Source organism: Streptomyces sp. LE64 (assembly GCF_052606915.1).
The window spans coordinates 3679181-3696539 of record NZ_CP199708.1 but is presented as its reverse complement, the minus strand read 5'-3'; the positions used below and the strand labels follow the sequence as shown (position 1 = coordinate 3696539).

The window sequence follows — 17359 nt, the reverse complement described above, 5'->3', positions numbered from 1 at the left end:
CCTGCGGCCCCGCCCGCGTCGGCTCGTTCCGGTGCGGACCCGGACGCGTGCCCGCGTCCCCGTGGTCCCGCTCCTCCCGCGTCACCGTGCGCGCCTTCACCGTCGCCCCCGCTTTCCCCGCCCATGCGGCAAACTGGAGGTTTGGCCGGCGCGGAAGGGATGCACGGACGTGAACGGACCACTCATCGTCCAATCGGACAAGACCCTCCTCCTGGAGGTCGACCACGACCGGGCCGACGCCTGTCGTCGGGCGATCGCGCCGTTCGCGGAGCTGGAACGCGCACCCGAGCACATCCACACCTACCGCATCACCCCGCTGGGCCTGTGGAACGCGCGGGCCGCCGGGCACGACGCCGAGCAGGTGGTGGACGCCCTGGTGGAGTACAGCCGGTACCCGGTGCCGCACGCACTGCTGGTGGACATCGCCGAGACCATGGACCGTTACGGGCGGCTCACCCTCAGCAAGCACCCGGCGCACGGGCTGGTCCTGACGACCACCGACCGGCCGGTGCTGGAGGAGGTGCTGCGCTCCAAGCGGATCACCCCGCTGGTGGGCGCCCGGATCGACGCGGACACCGTCGCCGTGCACCCCTCCGAGCGCGGGCAGATCAAGCAGACGCTGCTGAAGCTCGGCTGGCCGGCCGAGGACCTCGCCGGCTACGTCGACGGGGAGGCCCACCCGATCGAGCTGGCCGAGGACGGCTGGGCGCTGCGCCCCTACCAGCGGCAGGCCGTGGACGGCTTCTGGCACGGCGGTTCCGGGGTCGTGGTGCTGCCCTGCGGGGCGGGCAAGACGCTGGTCGGCGCCGGGGCGATGGCGGAGGCGAAGGCCACCACGTTGATCCTGGTCACCAACACCGTCTCGGCCCGGCAGTGGAAGCACGAGCTGGTGCGCCGGACCTCGCTCACCGAGGACGAGATCGGCGAGTACAGCGGGACGAAGAAGGAGATCCGGCCGGTCACCATCGCCACCTACCAGGTGCTGACCACCCGGCGGAAGGGCGTCTACCCGCACCTGGAGCTCTTCGACTCCCGGGACTGGGGGCTCGTCGTCTACGACGAGGTGCACCTGTTGCCCGCGCCGGTGTTCAAGTTCACCGCGGACCTCCAGGCCCGCCGCCGGCTCGGGCTGACCGCGACGCTGGTCCGCGAGGACGGCCGCGAGTCGGACGTGTTCTCGCTGATCGGCCCCAAGCGCTTCGACGCCCCCTGGAAGGAGATCGAGGCCCAGGGGTACATCGCCCCCGCCGACTGCGTGGAGGTGCGGGTCAACCTGACCGACGCCGAGCGGCTGGCGTACGCGACGGCGGAGCCGGAGGAGAAGTACCGGTTCTGTGCGACCACCGCGACCAAGCGGCGGGTCACCGAGGCGCTGGTGCGCCGCCACCGGGGCGAGCAGACCTTGGTCATCGGCCAGTACATCGACCAGCTGGACGAGTTGGGGGCGCACCTCGACGCGCCCGTGATCAAGGGCGAGACCTCGAACGCGCAGCGCGAGAAGCTGTTCGACGCGTTCCGGGCCGGGGAGATCTCGGTGCTGGTGGTGTCGAAGGTCGCCAACTTCTCGATCGACCTGCCGGAGGCGACGGTCGCCATCCAGGTGTCGGGCACCTTCGGGTCGCGTCAGGAGGAGGCCCAGCGCCTCGGCCGGGTGCTGCGGCCGAAGGCGGACGGGCACGAGGCCCGCTTCTACTCGGTGGTGGCCCGGGACACCATCGACCAGGACTTCGCCGCGCACCGCCAGCGGTTCCTGGCCGAGCAGGGGTACGCGTACCGGATCGTCGACGCGGACGAGTTGCTCGGGGGGTCCCCCGCTTAGGATCCGATCGTGGAGATCCGAGGCGTCGACCCCCGTGACGTCGAGTGGGAGCGGGACCACGGCCGCTACCGCGTGTACTTCCGGGACCGGGCGGCCGGCGCCTCCGAGGAGTACGAGGTGCTGGGCGAGCGGGACGTGGAGGAGGTCCTGGCCTGGGCCGCGGCGCGGGCGGCCGAGCACGGCTGGACGTACACCGTGTACCTGGTGGTGGCGGACGACCGGGGTTCGCCGGGGCTGGTGCGGTTGAGCGGGGCGGTCGGCGACCCCTTCGCGTGAGCCGGGCGCCCTGGCCGGGTGCGGGGTCGCAGGCGGTCGGGGCGGGAAGGGCCGGGGGGCGGAGGGTCAGCCGCGGGTGCGGACGCCGGCCTCGCGGGCGTACTCGCCGAGCACGGCGACGCCGAACGCCGTCGAGACGAAGACCTTGAGGACCCGCAGGGCGTCGCCCACCCGGTGGGCGCGGTGCTCGCCGGTGACGGCGGTGGCACCGGCGAGGTCGACGGGGACGGGACCGGGGGTGATGGTTGCGCTGCTCATACCTCCAGTGTCGGTTTCCCGCACGCCGGGGGCATCTGTCCGAGGACGGAACCCGTGGCCGCCGGGGTCCTCCCCAGGTGCCACGGGCACCCCGTGCTCGTCCCCTACGCCTCAGGGGGGACGGGCCTCAGCCTCTCGGACGAGGGCCCCCCGCGGAACGGGGCCGCGCCGCGGCCGCGCATGATGGCGGGATGAGCGAGCACGAGGCACTGCCGGCGGCGGTGGACGCGGAAGCACTGCTGGCCCTGGCACGGGGGCACCACGAGCGCGAGGCACGGGCCGTCGGCACCCGGGAGGTCGGCGGCCACCTGGTGAAGGTCTACGTCCTCCGGGCTCCGGGCCGCACGGTGACGGAGCAGGACGTGGCCGCCGCACTGCGCGTCGCGGCGGGGCACCTGGGGTCGGGCGGCCTCCGCGGCTCGCTCGGGCTCGCGGTCCTGATCGTGCACGCCGGTGGCGACGGCGACTACGTCCTGGTCCACAGCTGGATCGAGGGGCACATGTCCGACCTGGCCGTCTTCACCGGACCTCCCGGGCGCCCCGACCGGCTCCGCCCGGGCCGTGCCGGCCTCGGCCCCTGCGTCTGGGAGGCCGCGCTGCTGGCGCACGAACGCGAGGCGTTCGTGCGCCACGTCCTCGACGGCAGCGGTCCGCTCGCCGACCGGCTCGCCGGCTGGAGCGCGGACACCCCGGCGGGGGGCGTGCGGTGAGGGGCGCTCCGCTGGTGCGGTGAGCGCCCGGTGCCGCGGGAGCGCGCGGCGTGCGCAACGGCCGGCCGGGCCACGGACTCCCGTCCACCGCCCGTGTTGTGATCACCGAACGACCACTCGTCCGCAGAGGGCGCGGACGGCTGCATCGAGCAGCACACGAAGACCCTCCACCACCTCAGGAGACTCACGCCGTGGCGTTCGCTGGACGAGCGAGTCCGCAATGACGAAGGCGGAGGCTGCTGGAACCTGCCGGTAGCTAGCGACAGCAAGCACCCCAGCGGCTTCCATCTCCACGCACACCGCGCCTTCGGCAGCGTACGCTTTCACCTCGGCCGCGCTCTCCCGGTACAGAGCGTCGGTGGTCCAAGCACGTCCCGAACGTACGGTGGATCCAAGACCTCCAACCTCGTGGGTCAGGAGCGCCGTCAACCCTGTGTCGGGAGCGCTGTAACGGTCGGGTGCCAGGTAGTGGTGGGAAAGCCCTTCACCACGTAGGGCCTCACTACAGATCACCAGGTTGCCCGGAACCAAGTCTTTGACCAGGGCAGCGGCGGTGCCGATCGTGATCACAGCACGGGCACCGAGAGCGACGAGCTGTTCGACTATGAGGCCGGCAGCTGGTGCGCCACGCCCGAATCCGGAGCAGAACACGACGTTGTCGACCGCCAGATGAAGATCGGCGGACACCCAACGGTCCAGTGGTCGGGTACCGCAGCGGCGCGCTGCGATCTTCGCGATCGACGACTGGTACAGCAGGACGACGCCCGCAGCGCGGGTGAGGTCCGCCTCAGGTCGTCGAGCGCGGACGTAGGACGCATGCTCGAAGGGATGGGTCAGCGAAGGCAGCCGGTGCTTCCCGGCCGGCAGCACGACGTCGCGCCTTGAGACGTTCACGAAGAGGTCGTCCTCCTCCGGATCGCCTCAGCGAGTTGTCGTTCCTCATCCGGATCAACTTCGTTGACGATGTGCCAAGGAAGCACGACATCGTCCATGTACCGCAAGTGCCGTTCGAAATCGAGGCCGTGGTCCGCCATCGCGCGCATCAGATCCTGAGGATTCAGGGACGCGAAGTCGACTTCACTTTGGTGGAGTTGCTCCAGGACGTGCCCGACCCGACGGTCTCCACGTAGACACAGCGCTTCGAGGTAAAGGCGGTTGGTTTCGCCGTACTGAACGCGGTAGTGCTGGTTGAACGCATCCGCGCCGACGAGGTCACGCAGGCGAGCAGTGATTTCCTCGACGTAGCCGTCAACTCGGACGGGGTCGCTCATGGCCAGCCGCTGCGCTGGAGTACCCGGCTCTGGCATGAACTGATGCAACTTGATGATGACCGAGGCGTCAGGGCGGCCAAGTCGATCGCGGATTTCACGAGCGCGGTCAGCGATCGCGAGTCGGTCCTCATGGCGTTCGCCGGGCGCTCCGATGATGAAGTAGAGCATCATCGTGTTGATGAGGTCGGAGACTTCGCGGCACCGGTCGATGGCACGGTCAACCCGCTCGGGCGTCATGGTTTTTCCGTACACGGCGATCAGATCGGCATCGGCGAACTCCGGGGCCACGGTGATGATGCCGCGAGCCTGCGCAAGACTCAATTCGGTGAACAAGTGTCCGAAATCGCCGAGTTCGTTGACATCACGTAGGTAGTCGGGAGTCATCTCGTCAGCGCGGACCGATCCGATGATCGTGCTTACCTTGACACCCCGCGCCCCAGCCTCCTCCCGGTAGGCGCGAATTCGCGCAAGGAGTTCGGCACGGTGTTGATACTGGGTGAATGTGGGGGCGCTGATGATGATGGTGGGAACACCGAGCTCTTCAAGGCGGTCAATACGGGAGATAAGCATGTTCAGTGGCGCCTGCCGGAATGGGGGCGTCCGCAAAGTGCAGAAGGAGCACTTATGGCGGCATCCGATCAGTGGAACTAATCCGGAAGCCGTACCGTCCGTGATCGGATGCACGAAGTGCGCATCGTGCAACTCGGTCAACGCAAGCCATTGAGCGCGTACCCGGGCGGGCACTTTGGGTGTCCTGGGCCTCACTGCGCTCACCCCTCCTCCCGCGACCAAGTCACACTCGTACATGGCTGGTACGTACAGGCCAGGGATTCGAGCGAGTTGCTCGTGGAGCGAGGTGTAGCCATCGGGAGAGCGCCGATGGGCGTGCACCGTTCGCAAAAGTTCGGGCAGGGACTTCTCGGCCTCGCCGAGGGCAATGACGTCCAAGTAGTCAGCCAGGACTTCGGGGTTGGCCAGGCCACCCTGCCCCCCGACGACGAGGGGGTGAACACCGGGTACGCGGTCAACAGCACGACGTGGGACTCCTGCGAGGTCCAGGAGACGGAAGACCGAATGCAGGTCGCCGGCATTGGTCACTGACAGCCCGAGGATATCCGCCTCATGGATCGGCACGGCGGACTCGATGCTCCGGTACGGCTCATCACCAGGAGTGACCAGGCGATTGCCGTATTGAGTCAGGCAGTCGTATTGCACGGCCCGTTCCGCATAGGCAGGCAAGGTGAGGTCACGGTTGATGAGGTCGTACAGAGCCATCGGCCCGTTGCACATCAGGGAATATCCGTGCCCGTAGGGGAACATGAAAACCACCCTCAGGTCGTCCTCCGCGTGCCTCGTGGGGTACGGGGGGCCGAGCAGCGTCTCGCGGGCCTGGATGGAGGCGATCTCCTGAGCGATCTGGAACATGTCGAATTCCTTCGTCGACGAAATGGAGACGAACGCCAACAGACGTACGGGGATACGGAAAGCGTCAGACCTCGAAGCTCCGGGCGACGCGCGCGGTGGCCTCCCGAATGGCGGCACAGATCTCGCGCTCTTCGTCCTCAGTGATGAGTGGATGCAAGCAAGGACAGAGGAGACGGGCTGCGAGCCACGCAGCTCGGGGACAGGTCTGGCCGTCGGCGTGAGTGCGGATGTAGTCGTGACTGGCGTAGGTGGGTGGGTCATTGATGATGCTGCCGAGCCCGTAGTCATCCGCGAGCAGTTCCATGAGCGCATCCCGACCTTCTCCCGCCCAACTCCCGGGCACGAGAAGGTTGTAGCGGTAGTACACGTGCTGGCCACCGTGGAGGAACGGGGGCAGAGTGAGGTGCCCGATGCCCTCCAGGAGTCGGGTGCGCTGGTGGGCGCGGGCAACACGGGCTGCGTTCATCTCGTCCAAGCGACCGAGTTGAGCGAGTCCGACCGCTGCCTGGATCTTGGTGAGTTGCTGGTTCGTTCCCCACTCCTGACTCAGTCCGTAGGTGCGCAGCCTCCTTAGTCTGTCGGCGAGGGCGGGGTCGTCGGTGGTGACCATGCCTCCCTGCCCGAACGTCGTCATCAACTTCTTGGCCTCGAAACTGAAGATCGTCGCCCACCCCTCGGCTCCCACCGGAAGCCCGGACGGTGTGGTGCCTCCGCAGGCACGCGCGGCTCTACGATCACCGCCGGGGGACCATGGTGCGGTTGGGGTGCCGTTCGGCCATGGCGAGGAAGGGACGCAAGTCCGCTGCAAGCCCGTTCCAATGGGTAACGAGGATGGCACGGGTACGACTGGTGAGTCGGTGCTCGACGTCCACGGGGTCGAGGTTCAGGGTCAACGGATCAGGCTCGGCGAAGACAAGGTTCCCGCCTTGGTGGATGACCGGCAGGTGGGTGCCAACGAAGTTCAGCGCGCAGCTGATCACCTCGTCTCCAGGCTGGAAGTCCAGGCACTTCAGAACCATCTCCAGCGCGGTTCCACCACCGTTGAAGGCCACCGCATATCGAGCACCAGCTTTGTCATGGAATGCATTTTCGAAAGCAGCAATGCAGTCCTTTCCGCGCCACCCAATCCGCCACGGCTGGGAGTCAGCCATCGCTTCCCGAACGGCGGCCTCTTCGGCTTCGGTGTACCGCCCTCCCTGAGCCGGTTCGTCAGGCCAGCGCCGTGGTGTCTGGCTACGGGGCACAGTGGTGGCGTCAGTGGGCATACGGATCCTCCCGAGCGCGCAGTTTGGACGGGGGTGATCAGCCGGAATCAGGCTGGCGACGGTGCTCGAACTCGGCGATCAACGAGAGCTTCGCAGCGGCGCGGCAAGCCGGGTCGTAGGTGTGGGTGAGCCACTCCTCGGTGAGCTGACGGGCGAGAGCCGCTCCTATGACGCCAACGCCCAGGCACAGGACCTGGGCGTTGTTGTGGGTGACGGCGTGTTCCACGCTGAGCGGGTCATGGGCGGTGACCGCACGGACGCCGAAAACCTTGTTGGCGGTGATCGCCATGCCCAAACCGGTGTGGCACATCAGCAAGGCCCTGTCGACAAGGCCCGCGTCGATGAGTTGCGCGGCAGCAAAGCCGACCTCGGGATAGGCGCGCGGAAAGTCGGCGGTACCGATGCCGACGATCTGCCGGACCCTGGGGTGGCGTCGCAGTTGATCAGCGAGAGTCGGATGGTAGGCAGCGCCGGCCCGATCGGAGCCGATGGCTACGCGTAGTCCCGCGGGCATGAACGCGACCTCCAGAGTCGTGAGTTCTGGGCCCGAGCCGAAAGGGGGTGAAGATCAGATGATCGGCGGACGACCGGCCCTGGTCAGTCGCCACACCGTCCGCCAGGACATCGGCCGGCGTTCTCCGTGACCTCCGCGCAGTCCCTCGGCGAACCCCTTGAACACTGTGGTCAGATTCCCGGAGGCACGGAACCGCCATGCGCTGATCACCGCCCAGGCGAACAGGTAGACGGGAATCAGCGGTGCGGGAAGGCGTCGACGAGCGACCCAGACGCGGTTGCGCGCGACCATCCGGTAGAAGGGACCATGTCGGGCCGGGTTGGTCGCGGGATGGTGCACCTCGACGTCACCGGCGTACCAGCCGACCCGTCCGAGGTCCCACAACCGCCATGAGAGGTCCACTCCCTCGTGGAAGAGGAAGAAGTGCCCGGGCCAGCCACCCGCTGCATCGAAATCCGTCCGTCTCACGAGCACGACTCCCTCTGCCATGAGGGTGACGACACCCGAACGTCGGGCGTCACCGGGCCGGAGCCGGGGAACCCACCGTCCCAGGGTCTCGCCGGTCACGGGGTCGGCGATCCTCGGTTGTACGTACGCGAGGTCCGCACGCCGGTCGAACTGGGCGATCAGTCGCGTGAGGGTGTGCGGGTCGGGGAGCACGGCGTCGTTGTCGAAAAAAAGCACGAACTCGGCGCCTCCCGTCGCCAGCGCCTCGGCCCCGACGTTGCGCCCTTCGGGAATGCCCTCGTTGACTTCGAGTGCCACGCTCATCGCGCCCTCAGGGACGTAGTCCGGCTCTACGCCGTTCCCGACGATGACCAGGCGTAGATCGACTCCCTGCTGGGCGACGACCGAAGCCATCGCCGCACGGAACTCCTGATCCCGGTCATTCATGGTGAGGACGACGACATCGACTGTGCGTTTCGCAGCGAACTCTTCCCTGCTCACCGTGACCTGTCTTTCTCCTACTGGACTGACGCCCGCCTACGGCTGGGCACACACGGAATCGGGAGGGATGTGAGGGTGGTCCGAAGGACGGGCCTGATCGGTGCAGCCCAGCGTAGCGCCCGTGACACTTCGGCAAGAACTCTGTGTACCCGCTCAGTGGCCTGTTCACCAACCCGGTGTGAACGGTTCCGGACACGGGCAGGTGTCCGCCTCTGGTCTCCCGCCCGCGTGTTTCCGCGCCCCTCAGCCCGGGACGGCCCGCAGCCTCTCGTAGGGCTCCTTCAGCGCCGGGTAGTAGTCGCCGAAGCGCGGGGGCTCGCCGCCCTCGCGGGCGTGGACGAGGCGGTCGAGGTAGCACTCCCAGCCGGGGCCGATCTCGCCCAGGCCCTCGGTGCCGGCGAGGTGGTGGACGAGCGTGAACTCGGTGTGCGGGCCCGGGGTCTCGGTGAGCCGGGCCTCCAGGTGCCAGGAGCCGAAGGCGTCCTGGGTGGTCACGACCAGCCGGCGGGGCGGCTCGCAGGTCTCGATGCGGACGCTGGACCGGGGCTCGCCCTCCTCGAAGGCCATCCGGACCCGTACCGTGCGGCCGGGGGCGGCGCGGCCCTCCCAGGGGCCGAACCAGAGCGCGGTGCGCTCGGGCTCGGTCAGGCTCGCCCAGACGTCGGCGACGGGGGCGTCGAAACCGCGGGCGAGGACCAGGTCGGTGCCCTCGCCCGTGGCCAGGAGCCGGCCCGTGAGCTGCGGTGTCATGCGGCGTCCTCCGTGCGTGTGGGCACCTCGTCCATGCGCGAAGGGTAAGCCATCGGTGACGGCCGGGGACGGAAACCCGTTGGCGCGGGAGTGCCCGTCTCGCCTAAGCTCTCCGCCCTTGCCCGCCTCCCGCACGGAGTGCCGCCGCCCGGTCGGAACCGGACGGCCCGATCGTCCTGCCCGCACCCGTCCGGAAGGCCCGCACCCGTGCCCCGCACGCACCACGATCCCGTTGCCGACGCCGTCCCCGCTCCCCCGCCCGCTGCCGCCCCGGACGGTGATCCGCTGGTGCGGGAGCGGGCGCACCTCGCCGCTTCCCGGGCGGCGCTGCGGGTGATGCGGGACGAGGTGGAGTCCCTCGACATCCGGGACGTGACGGCGAACTGGGTCAACCGGGAGGCGTTGGAACACCAGATCGAGTTGCGGATCGAGGCGCTGGCCGACCACGCGCACACGCCCTTGTTCTTCGGGCGCGTCGACTTCCTGACCGCTCCGGGCCCGCAACCGGCAGCGGAGGCGGCGGGCGAGCGGTTCTACATCGGGCGCCGGCACGTGCACGACGCGGCGGGCGATCCGATGGTGATCGACTGGCGTGCGCCCGTCTCGCAGGCGTTCTACCGGGCCTCCCGGGCGGAGCCGTTGGACGTGGGGCTGCGCCGCAGGTTCGGCTACACGGGCGGGGAGCTGACCGCGTACGAGGACGAGCGGCTGTCGGATCCGGTGGGCCCCGGGGCCGAAGGGGGGCCGGGCGCCAGCGCGCTGCTGCAACGGGAGATCGAACGGCCCCGGGTGGGGCCGATGCGGGACATCGTGGCGACGATCCAGCCGGAGCAGGACGAGATCGTGCGCGGCGGGCTGACCGGCACGGTGTGCGTGCAGGGCGGGCCGGGCACCGGGAAGACGGCGGTGGGGCTGCACCGGGTGGCGTACCTGTTGTACGCGCACCGGGAGCGGCTGGCCCGCACCGGGACCCTGGTGATCGGGCCGAACCGGTCGTTCCTGCGGTACATCGAGCAGGTGCTGCCCGCGCTGGGCGAGGTGCAGGTGCGGCAGGCCACCTTGGAGGAGTTGGTCGGGCACGTGGAGGTGCGCGCCGTGGACGGCGCGCGGGCCGCGGTGGTGAAGGGCGACGCACGGATGGCCGAGGTGTTGCGGCGGGCGTTGTACGCGCAGGTGACCGTGGTCGAGGAGCCGGTGGTGGTGGTGCGCGGTTCCCGGCGCTGGCGGGTGCCGGCGTACGAACTCGCGGAGATGGTCGAGGAGTTGCTGGGGCGGGGGTTGCGGTACGGGGCGGCGCGGGAGGCGCTGCCGCAGCGGATCGCGCATGCGGTGCTGGTGCGGATGGAGCAGGCGGGCGAGGCCCCGGACGACCGGGTGCAGGACGCGGTGGCCCGGGACCGGGCGGTGAAGGCGGCGGTCAAGCGGGTGTGGCCGCCGGTCGACCCGGCGACGTTGGTGTGGCGGCTGCTCTCCGACGCGGAGTTCCTGGCGGAGCACGCGGCGGGGCTGTTGGACGGGGCCGAGCAGCGGGCGGTGCTCTGGGAGCGGGCGTCACGCGGGGTGCGGAGCGCCAGGTGGTCGACGGCGGACGCGGTGCTGATCGACGAGGCGCGGGACCTGGTGGAGCGCACCCCGTCGCTGGGGCACGTGGTGGTGGACGAGGCGCAGGACCTGTCGCCGATGCAGTACCGGGCGGTGGGGCGGCGCTGTTCGACGGGGTCGGCGACGGTGCTGGGCGATCTGGCGCAGGGCACCACCCCGTGGGCGACCCGTGACTGGGCCACGGCCTTGGGGCACCTGGGCAAGGCGGATGCGGTGGTGGAGGAGTTGACGGCCGGGTTCCGGGTGCCGCGGGAGGTGATCGGGTACGCCTCGCGGCTGCTGCCCCGGATCGCGCCGGGGCTGGCCGCGGTGGAGTCGGTGCGGGAAGCCCCGGGTTCACTGACGGTGCGTCAGGTCGAGCCGGAGGAGCGGGAGTCGGCGGTGCTGTCGGCGGTGGCGGAGGCGCTGGGGCGCGAGGGTTCGGTGGGGTTGATCGCGGCGGACGTGCGCGTTCCCGACTGGACTGCGGCCCTGGCGGCGGCCGGGGTGCCCCATCTGGCGCCGGGTGAGGAGACCCGGGCCGAGGTGCGGCTCGCCCTGGTTCCGGCCTCGCTGGCCAAGGGCCTGGAGTACGACCGGGTGGTGCTGGACGAGCCGGCGGCGGTGGTCGCGGGCGAGCCGGACGAGCGGACCGGGCTGCGGCGGCTGTACGTGGCCCTGACCCGGGCGGTGTCCGGGCTGGTGGTGGTGCACGCCGAGCCGCTGCCGCCCGCCCTGGACGGCTGATCCGGGGCGGGACGGGCGGCGGGTGGGCTCAGCCGTCGAGGGCGAGCCGCCACCGGCGGACGGCGTCCGCGGAGACGGGGCCGTCCCAGCCTTCGGGGCGGGAGGCGCCGCCGATGTGGAAGCCGTCGATCCCGCCGGCGCGCAGGGCGGGGAGGTGTTCCAGGTGCAGTCCGCCGCCCACCAGGATCTGCTGCTCGTAGCCGGGCTCGCCGCTGCGGGCGGCCTCGGCGAGGAGGGTGCCCAGGCCGTCCCCGACGCCGGCGGCGGAGCCGGCGGTGAGGTAGGTGTCCAGACCCGGCAGGTCGGCGAGTTGCTTGCGCAGGGCGTCCCGGTCGGCGGCGCGGTCGATGGCGCGGTGGAAGGTCCAGCGACAGCCGGCCAGTTCGGCGGCGAGCGCCTCGACGGCGTACAGGTCGGCCTCGTCGGTGTCGGTGAGGAAGCCCAGGACGAACTCGTCCGCGCCTTCGGCGCGCAGGTCGCGGGCGGCTTCGGCGAGCGCCTCGATGGACCGGGCGTCACCGGCGGCGAAGCCGTCGCTGAGGCGGAGCATGACCCGTAGGGGGATGTCGACGGCGTCCCGGATCGCCGCGAAGGTCTCGCGGGACGGGGTCAGCCCGTCCGCGGCCATGTCGGCGACGAGTTCCAAGCGGTCCGCGCCTCCGGCCCGGGCGGCGACGGCGTCCCTCGCATCGAGGGCGATCACCTCCAGGAGTGCACGCTTGCTCATGGGGGACCCCATCTCTCGGCGGTCGGCCCGGGGGCTCCCGGAGCCTGCTGCGGTGTACGTCGGCGGACTCGCTGCCGCCGCTGCCCGCCGGAGCACCGCGTGACGCGTGCGCGTACCAACGAGTAGCTCAACAGGTCTAGTCCATTGCCAGCCTACGCCGCAAGGGCTTTCACCAACAGACGGCCCGCCCCGCAAAGCGGGTGGAAGTGGCCATGGTGGCGGGATGCCGCCGCCCACGGTACGCCCTTTCCTTCCCGTTCAGCGGCAAACCCGCTGGCCAGCGGCGTGCGCCGGCACCGCGGCCCGATCCGTGCCGGAACCGGCCCGGGCCCCGTTGTGGCCGAGGCGCCACCGCCCGGGCCCCTCCGGACCCCGCACCGAACCGGCCGCCTCCCCCACGCGCCCGGCCCGCGGCGGCCCGGCGACAATGAGGACATGACGGCGGTGGACGCGGGCCCGGGCCCGGAACGGGACGAGGCACTCCTGGCGCGCTGGGGCGAGGCCGTGCGGGAGGCCACCGGCACCCCCGCGGCGGCGACCGACCCCGGCGTCCGGGCGTACGGCGCGGAGTTGCTGCGGCGCTGGAGCGAGGAGCCCCGGGCGTACCACACCGTCGCCCATCTGAGCGCGGTGCTGGAGCACGTCGACACCCTGGCCGCACACGCCGCCGAGCCCGCGCTCGTCCGGCTCGCCGCCTGGTTCCACGACGCGGTGTACCGGCCCGACCGCTCCGAGAACGAGGAGCGCAGCGCCCGGCTCGCCGAGCGGGCGCTCGCCGAGCTGGGGCTCGACCCGTCCGCGATCGACGAGGTGGTCCGACTGGTGCGGCTGACCGCCGACCACGCGGTGCGGGACGGCGACCGCAACGGCGCGGTGCTGTGCGACGCCGACCTGGCCGTCCTCGCCGGCACCCCCGCCCGGTACCGGGCCTACGCGGAGGCCGTCCGCGCCGAGTACCACTTCGTGCCCGATCCGGCGTTCCGGACCGGTCGGGCCGAGGTCCTGCGCCGGCTGCTGGCCCTCCCCCGGCTCTACGGCACGCCCCACGGCGCCCGGCACTGGGAGGCCGCGGCACGCCGCAACCTGACCGCCGAGCTCGCGGAACTCGCCGCTCCGCCCGCCCGGCGCGCCTGACCGGCGCCGCCCCGGCCGTGCCGCCGGGGGCCGGGTCCGCCGGCGGCCCGCTTCGTGGCGTCCGCGGAGAACGCCGGATGCGACCGGAAACACACCGGATGCGGGAATGCCCATCCGTCGCGGACCCGTTGTCACCGAACATGCCTGAGCCGATACCCCACGTCCCGGAGCACGCCGCGAGCCCCTCCCAGGCCCCCTCGACCCGGCCCCCGTCCCCCGCCGACCCCCGCTCCGCCACCCGCATGCCGTTGGCGGTCCACATCCTCGGGCTGTCCGTCTTCGCGCTCGGCACCAGCGAGTTCATGCTGTCGGGGCTGCTGCCGCCGATCGCCCGCGACATGGGCGTCACCATCCCCCAGGCCGGGCTGCTGATCTCCGCGTTCGCGGTGGGCATGGTGGTGGGCGCGCCGCTGCTCGCCGTGGCGACCCTCCGATTGCCGCGCAAGGCCACGCTGGTGGCGCTGCTGACCACCTTCGGGCTCGGCCAGGTGGCCGGTGCGCTCGCCCCGAACTACGAGGTGCTGTTCGCCTCGCGGGTGGTGAGCGCGCTGGCGTGCGCCGGGTTCTGGGCGCTGGGGGCCGCGGTCGCCATCGCGATGGTGCCGGTCACCGCGCGGGCCCGGGCCATGGCCGTGATGATCGGCGGGCTGTCGATCGCCAACGTCCTGGGCGTCCCGGCCGGCGCGTTCCTCGGCGAGCATTTGGGGTGGCGGTCCGCGTTCTGGGCGGTCGGCCTGGCCTCGGTGGTGGCGCTGGTGGGCGTCCTCACCCTGATCCCGCGCATTCCGGTGCCCGCCGAGCGGCCGCGGCTCCGCGGCGAGCTGCGCATCTACCGCGATCGTCAGGTGTGGCTGGCCATCGCGGTGACCGCGCTCGCCGCGGGCGGCGTGTTCTGCGCGTTCAGCTACCTCGCCCCGTTGCTGACCGACGTGGCCGGCCTCACCGAGGGCTGGGTGCCCGTCGTGCTCGGCCTGTTCGGGCTGGGGGCGCTGATCGGGACCCTGCTCGGCGGCCGGTTCGCGGACGCCCACCTGTTCGGGGTGATGCTGTCGGGCACCGCCGCCTCGACGGTGCTGCTGACCGCGCTGGCGTTGCTGGGCCAGTGGGCGGTGGCGGCCGTCGCCCTCTCCTTCCTGCTGGGCGTCTCCGCCTTCTACACCGCCCCCGCGTTGAACGCCCGGATGTTCAACGTGGCCGGTGCCGCGCCGACCCTCGCCGGGGCCACCACCACCGCCGCGTTCAACATCGGCAACACGGGCGGCCCCTGGCTGGGCGGCACCGTGATCGACGCCGGCTGGGGCTACGCGGCGACCGCATGGGCGGGCGCCGCGATGCTGCTCACCGCGATCGGGCTGGTGGCGGCCTCGCTCCGGCTGCACCGGCGGACCGCCTCCTCCCGCATCGTCGCCGGCACCCCGCGCGCGGTGCCGTTGGACGGGGCCGAGCCGAGGTGCGCCGGGGCGGCCACGGCACCGTGACCGGGCCCGTGACCCGGCGGGGGCGTCAGGGGGGCGGGGGCGCGTAGCGCGCCGAGCCCAGGGCCCAGGTGAGGTAGGCGGCAGGGAAGTTGAGGGTGGCGCAGACGACCCGGCTGACCTCGCGGACGGCGGCGGGCGACAGGCCGAGGTCCTGGGCGGCGGCCGGGGTGCGCCGCCCCAGCTCCGCCGCCCGGTCCAAGCGGTCGACGACGTGTTCGGTGACCCACCGCACGGCCTCCGCCCCGGTCAGTCCCTTCCGGTGGCGGGCGACGAGCAGGTGGTTCACGGTGATCCGGCCGGCGCTCTCCTTCTCCGCGGACAGCAGGTCGTTGCACCCGTTGGCGGCGTCGCCGACGTGGTAGGTCAGCTCCCGCCACAGGGCGGTGGCGGCGAAGGCGGGCGGCAGTTCGACGCCGAGCACCGCCTCGGGCAGGTCGTAGAGCCACGGGCCGCTGGACCACCGGCGCAGCCGCGGGTACTCCTGCGGGGTGGGCACCGTGCCGGTGGCGCGCAGCAGGTGCTCGCGCAGGCAGCCGGCGCGCTGCTGGCGCAGATGGCGGCGGAACCGCTGCTGCCAGTGGTCGCTCATGCCCCGGCCGGTCCGCCGCCACAGGTCGGTCAGCGCCTCCGCCACCGCCCGCCCGTCCCCGTCGGCTTCCCCGCGCGGCGCGGGGGCGACGGTGCCGGGCGGTCCGATCCGGTCCAGCAGCCCCCCGAAGAGGGCCTCGACCGCCCCGGGGGTGGTGCGGGACTCGACGTGGTCGTCGAGGTGGAACACCCAGATCAGCCAGCGGGCGTAGAGGAGGACCTGTTCGTCCCGCTCCTCGGACAGGACGACGGCGGCGAGCCGGTCCAGGCCGTGGGCGCGCAGTCGGACCGCCGCCGGGCCGACGGCGAGCCCGCTCCCGGCGGCCCACTGCCGGGCCAGCCGTTCCAGCTCGGCGGCGTGCCGGTGGCGGCGGTACGGGGCGGACAGCCAGCGGGTGGCCGTGGACAGCGCGGGCCGGGCGCCCGGCCCGGGGGCCGTCGCGGACCCCGGCCCGGGCGGGGCCTGCGGGAAGGGGCCCGTCACCGCGGTGCCGCGGGGAACGGGAACCGGAAGGTGGCCCCGTACAGCCAGTTGCCGGGGGCGTCGGGGTCGGGGCTGGTGTAGTACTCGCGGACCGCGGTGAGGTACTCCGGGACGTCCAGCGCGCCGTCCGCGTTGGTGTCCAGACGCTCGAACGCGGTGCGCCCCTCGGCCTGCGACACCCCGAGCACGGCTTCCATCGCCAGGAACTCGGGCCGGTCGATCCCGCCGTCCCCGTCGGTGTCGGCGACGAGCGCCAGGGCCGTGGCGGCGGGGTGGAAGATCGCGTCGAACCGGTCGCCGTCGACGTAGGCGGCCCGCATCCCGTCCCGGTACTCGCTCGGGGTGATCCGGCCGTCGCGGTCGGTGTCGCAGTGGGCGGAGAGGGTGTCCCAGAACCGGTCGAAGGCGCCCATCAGGGCCTGACCCTTCGGGGTGGACGAGGGTTCCGCGTAGGTGAGGAGCAGGTGGGCGGCGAGTCCGAGCAGGTCCTGGCGCTCGATCAGGCCGTTGCGGTCGGCGTCGATGTGGAGGTACGACCAGTCGAGCTTGTTGGCCAGCAGGCGTCCCGCGTCCATGGCAGGTTCCGTTTCCCCGCGCTCGGGCACCGCCCCCGGAACGTCCGTTCCGGTGCCGCGCGGATGTCGACTCCCCTTTCTGCTTAGGGACGTCGCACCGGGCTGTCAACATCCGCCCCACTGATGAGTGAACGCACCACGGGACCCTTGCGTCAGCTCCAGGGCCCGGGGGCGGCGAGTGCCCGCAGCGCGAGGTCCACCTGGTGCGCGACGGGGACCGGTCCGGCGTCCGGCAGCAGTTGCACGATCCGGACGAGGCCGAGGAACTGGTGGGCGACGTCCTCGGCGGTCACGTCCGGGGCGAGGGCGCCGTCCGTCCGGGACCGTTCGACGGCGTCCCGACCGATCGCGGTCAGATGGGCGCGGCACCGTTCGAGGTCGGCGCCGGTCGGCGGTCCGGCGGCAAGCACGTCGACCATCGCCCGGTTGCCGGCGAGGGCGGTGAGCATCGCGGTGAAGTAGGTGCGCAGGGCGTCGATCGAGGTGGCTCCGGCGGGCAGGGCGACCCGGGCCAGCGCCGCGAGGTCGGCGCCCGTCACGGCGTGCACGAGGTGTTCGCGGGTGGGGAAGTGCCGGTAGAGGGTGCCGACGCCCACCCCGGCGGCCGTGGCGACGGCCCGCATGTCCACCGCCATCCCCGCCCGGCGGAACGCCTCGCCGGCCGCGGTCAGGATGCGTTCCCGGTTGGCGGCGGCGTCGCGCCGCTGTCTGCGGTCCTGTGCCATGCCGCGACCCTATCAATCCGGAACAGGTGTTCCTCTTAGGTTAATCGTTACCGGAACAGGTGTTCCGGAAAAGGGGAGGCGGTC

General features: G+C 71.7%; 18 protein-coding genes. 6 read left to right on the top strand and 12 right to left on the bottom strand.

What is annotated here, in order from left to right:
• Positions 1 to 169 precede the first annotated feature (169 nt).
• Together ACSMX9_RS16840 and ACSMX9_RS16835 are read left to right on the top strand one after the other, a co-directional pair.
• On the top strand, positions 170 to 1819 hold the full coding sequence (locus ACSMX9_RS16840) for a DNA repair helicase XPB (RefSeq protein WP_445394925.1): 1650 nt from the start codon (positions 170 to 172) through the stop codon (positions 1817 to 1819).
• A 9-nt stretch (positions 1820 to 1828) separates the two neighbouring features.
• The gene (locus ACSMX9_RS16835) at positions 1829 to 2095 is read left to right on the top strand and encodes a hypothetical protein (RefSeq protein WP_445394924.1); all 267 of its coding nucleotides are present in this window, start codon (positions 1829 to 1831) and stop codon (positions 2093 to 2095) included.
• Positions 2096 to 2161: 66 nt separating this feature from the next.
• Here ACSMX9_RS16835 and ACSMX9_RS16830 read toward each other — a convergent pair whose 3' ends face one another.
• Positions 2162 to 2353 carry a hypothetical protein gene (locus ACSMX9_RS16830; protein ID WP_445394923.1) on the bottom strand — a complete coding sequence of 64 codons (192 nt, stop codon included), beginning with the start codon at positions 2351 to 2353 and terminating at the stop codon, positions 2162 to 2164.
• Positions 2354 to 2544: 191 nt separating this feature from the next.
• On the opposite strand from ACSMX9_RS16830, the gene ACSMX9_RS16825 reads away from it, so the two are divergent.
• A complete protein-coding gene (locus ACSMX9_RS16825) occupies positions 2545 to 3063 on the top strand; it encodes a hypothetical protein (RefSeq protein ID WP_445394922.1) in 519 nt (172 codons plus the stop codon).
• A 102-nt stretch (positions 3064 to 3165) separates the two neighbouring features.
• Here the strand turns inward: ACSMX9_RS16825 and ACSMX9_RS16820 are convergent, their stop codons facing one another.
• The 7 genes from ACSMX9_RS16820 to ACSMX9_RS16790 all read right to left on the bottom strand — a co-directional run bounded on the left by ACSMX9_RS16820 (position 3166) and on the right by ACSMX9_RS16790 (position 9236).
• Positions 3166 to 3957: a nucleoside phosphorylase gene (locus ACSMX9_RS16820; protein ID WP_445394921.1), complete on the bottom strand. Its 792-nt coding sequence runs from the start codon at positions 3955 to 3957 to the stop codon at positions 3166 to 3168.
• Entirely contained in the window at positions 3954 to 5759 is a 1806-nt protein-coding gene (locus ACSMX9_RS16815) for a B12-binding domain-containing radical SAM protein (protein WP_445394920.1), read from the bottom strand. Before ACSMX9_RS16815 ends, ACSMX9_RS16820 begins: the two co-directional genes overlap by 4 nt.
• Before the next feature lie 64 nt (positions 5760 to 5823).
• A complete protein-coding gene (locus ACSMX9_RS16810) occupies positions 5824 to 6444 on the bottom strand; it encodes a DegT/DnrJ/EryC1/StrS family aminotransferase (protein ID WP_445394919.1) in 621 nt (206 codons plus the stop codon).
• A gap of 49 nt (positions 6445 to 6493) precedes the next feature.
• Complete coding sequence (locus tag ACSMX9_RS16805; RefSeq protein ID WP_445394918.1) at positions 6494 to 7024, bottom strand: DegT/DnrJ/EryC1/StrS family aminotransferase; 531 nt, start codon at positions 7022 to 7024, stop codon at positions 6494 to 6496.
• Positions 7025 to 7061: 37 nt separating this feature from the next.
• Positions 7062 to 7538 (bottom strand): RpiB/LacA/LacB family sugar-phosphate isomerase, encoded by a 477-nt coding sequence (locus tag ACSMX9_RS16800; protein WP_445394917.1) that lies wholly within the window; start codon positions 7536 to 7538, stop codon positions 7062 to 7064.
• 54 nt (positions 7539 to 7592) lie between these two features.
• On the bottom strand, positions 7593 to 8486 hold the full coding sequence (locus tag ACSMX9_RS16795) for a glycosyltransferase family 2 protein (RefSeq protein ID WP_445394916.1): 894 nt from the start codon (positions 8484 to 8486) through the stop codon (positions 7593 to 7595).
• A gap of 243 nt (positions 8487 to 8729) precedes the next feature.
• Positions 8730 to 9236: an SRPBCC family protein gene (locus tag ACSMX9_RS16790; protein ID WP_445394915.1), complete on the bottom strand. Its 507-nt coding sequence runs from the start codon at positions 9234 to 9236 to the stop codon at positions 8730 to 8732.
• Positions 9237 to 9443: 207 nt separating this feature from the next.
• Here ACSMX9_RS16790 and ACSMX9_RS16785 point away from each other — a divergent pair, with 207 nt between their 5' ends.
• On the top strand, positions 9444 to 11564 hold the full coding sequence (locus ACSMX9_RS16785) for a HelD family protein (RefSeq protein ID WP_445394914.1): 2121 nt from the start codon (positions 9444 to 9446) through the stop codon (positions 11562 to 11564).
• A 28-nt stretch (positions 11565 to 11592) separates the two neighbouring features.
• Here ACSMX9_RS16785 and ACSMX9_RS16780 read toward each other — a convergent pair whose 3' ends face one another.
• Entirely contained in the window at positions 11593 to 12291 is a 699-nt protein-coding gene (locus ACSMX9_RS16780; RefSeq protein WP_445394913.1) for a copper homeostasis protein CutC, read from the bottom strand.
• 435 nt (positions 12292 to 12726) lie between these two features.
• On the opposite strand from ACSMX9_RS16780, the gene ACSMX9_RS16775 reads away from it, so the two are divergent.
• On the top strand, positions 12727 to 13425 hold the full coding sequence (locus ACSMX9_RS16775) for an HD domain-containing protein (protein ID WP_445394912.1): 699 nt from the start codon (positions 12727 to 12729) through the stop codon (positions 13423 to 13425).
• A gap of 242 nt (positions 13426 to 13667) precedes the next feature.
• Positions 13668 to 14903 carry a Cmx/CmrA family chloramphenicol efflux MFS transporter gene (locus ACSMX9_RS16770; protein WP_351241596.1) on the top strand — a complete coding sequence of 412 codons (1236 nt, stop codon included), beginning with the start codon at positions 13668 to 13670 and terminating at the stop codon, positions 14901 to 14903.
• A 25-nt stretch (positions 14904 to 14928) separates the two neighbouring features.
• On the opposite strand, the gene ACSMX9_RS16765 is transcribed toward ACSMX9_RS16770, so the two are convergent.
• The 3 genes from ACSMX9_RS16765 to ACSMX9_RS16755 all read right to left on the bottom strand — a co-directional run bounded on the left by ACSMX9_RS16765 (position 14929) and on the right by ACSMX9_RS16755 (position 17275).
• A complete protein-coding gene (locus ACSMX9_RS16765; RefSeq protein ID WP_445394911.1) occupies positions 14929 to 15975 on the bottom strand; it encodes a terpene synthase family protein in 1047 nt (348 codons plus the stop codon).
• A complete protein-coding gene (locus ACSMX9_RS16760; RefSeq protein WP_445394910.1) occupies positions 15972 to 16550 on the bottom strand; it encodes an EF-hand domain-containing protein in 579 nt (192 codons plus the stop codon). The genes ACSMX9_RS16765 and ACSMX9_RS16760 overlap by 4 nt, the downstream gene beginning before the upstream one ends.
• A gap of 152 nt (positions 16551 to 16702) precedes the next feature.
• On the bottom strand, positions 16703 to 17275 hold the full coding sequence (locus tag ACSMX9_RS16755; RefSeq protein WP_351241534.1) for a TetR/AcrR family transcriptional regulator: 573 nt from the start codon (positions 17273 to 17275) through the stop codon (positions 16703 to 16705).
• Between the last annotated feature and the right edge of the window lie 84 nt (positions 17276 to 17359).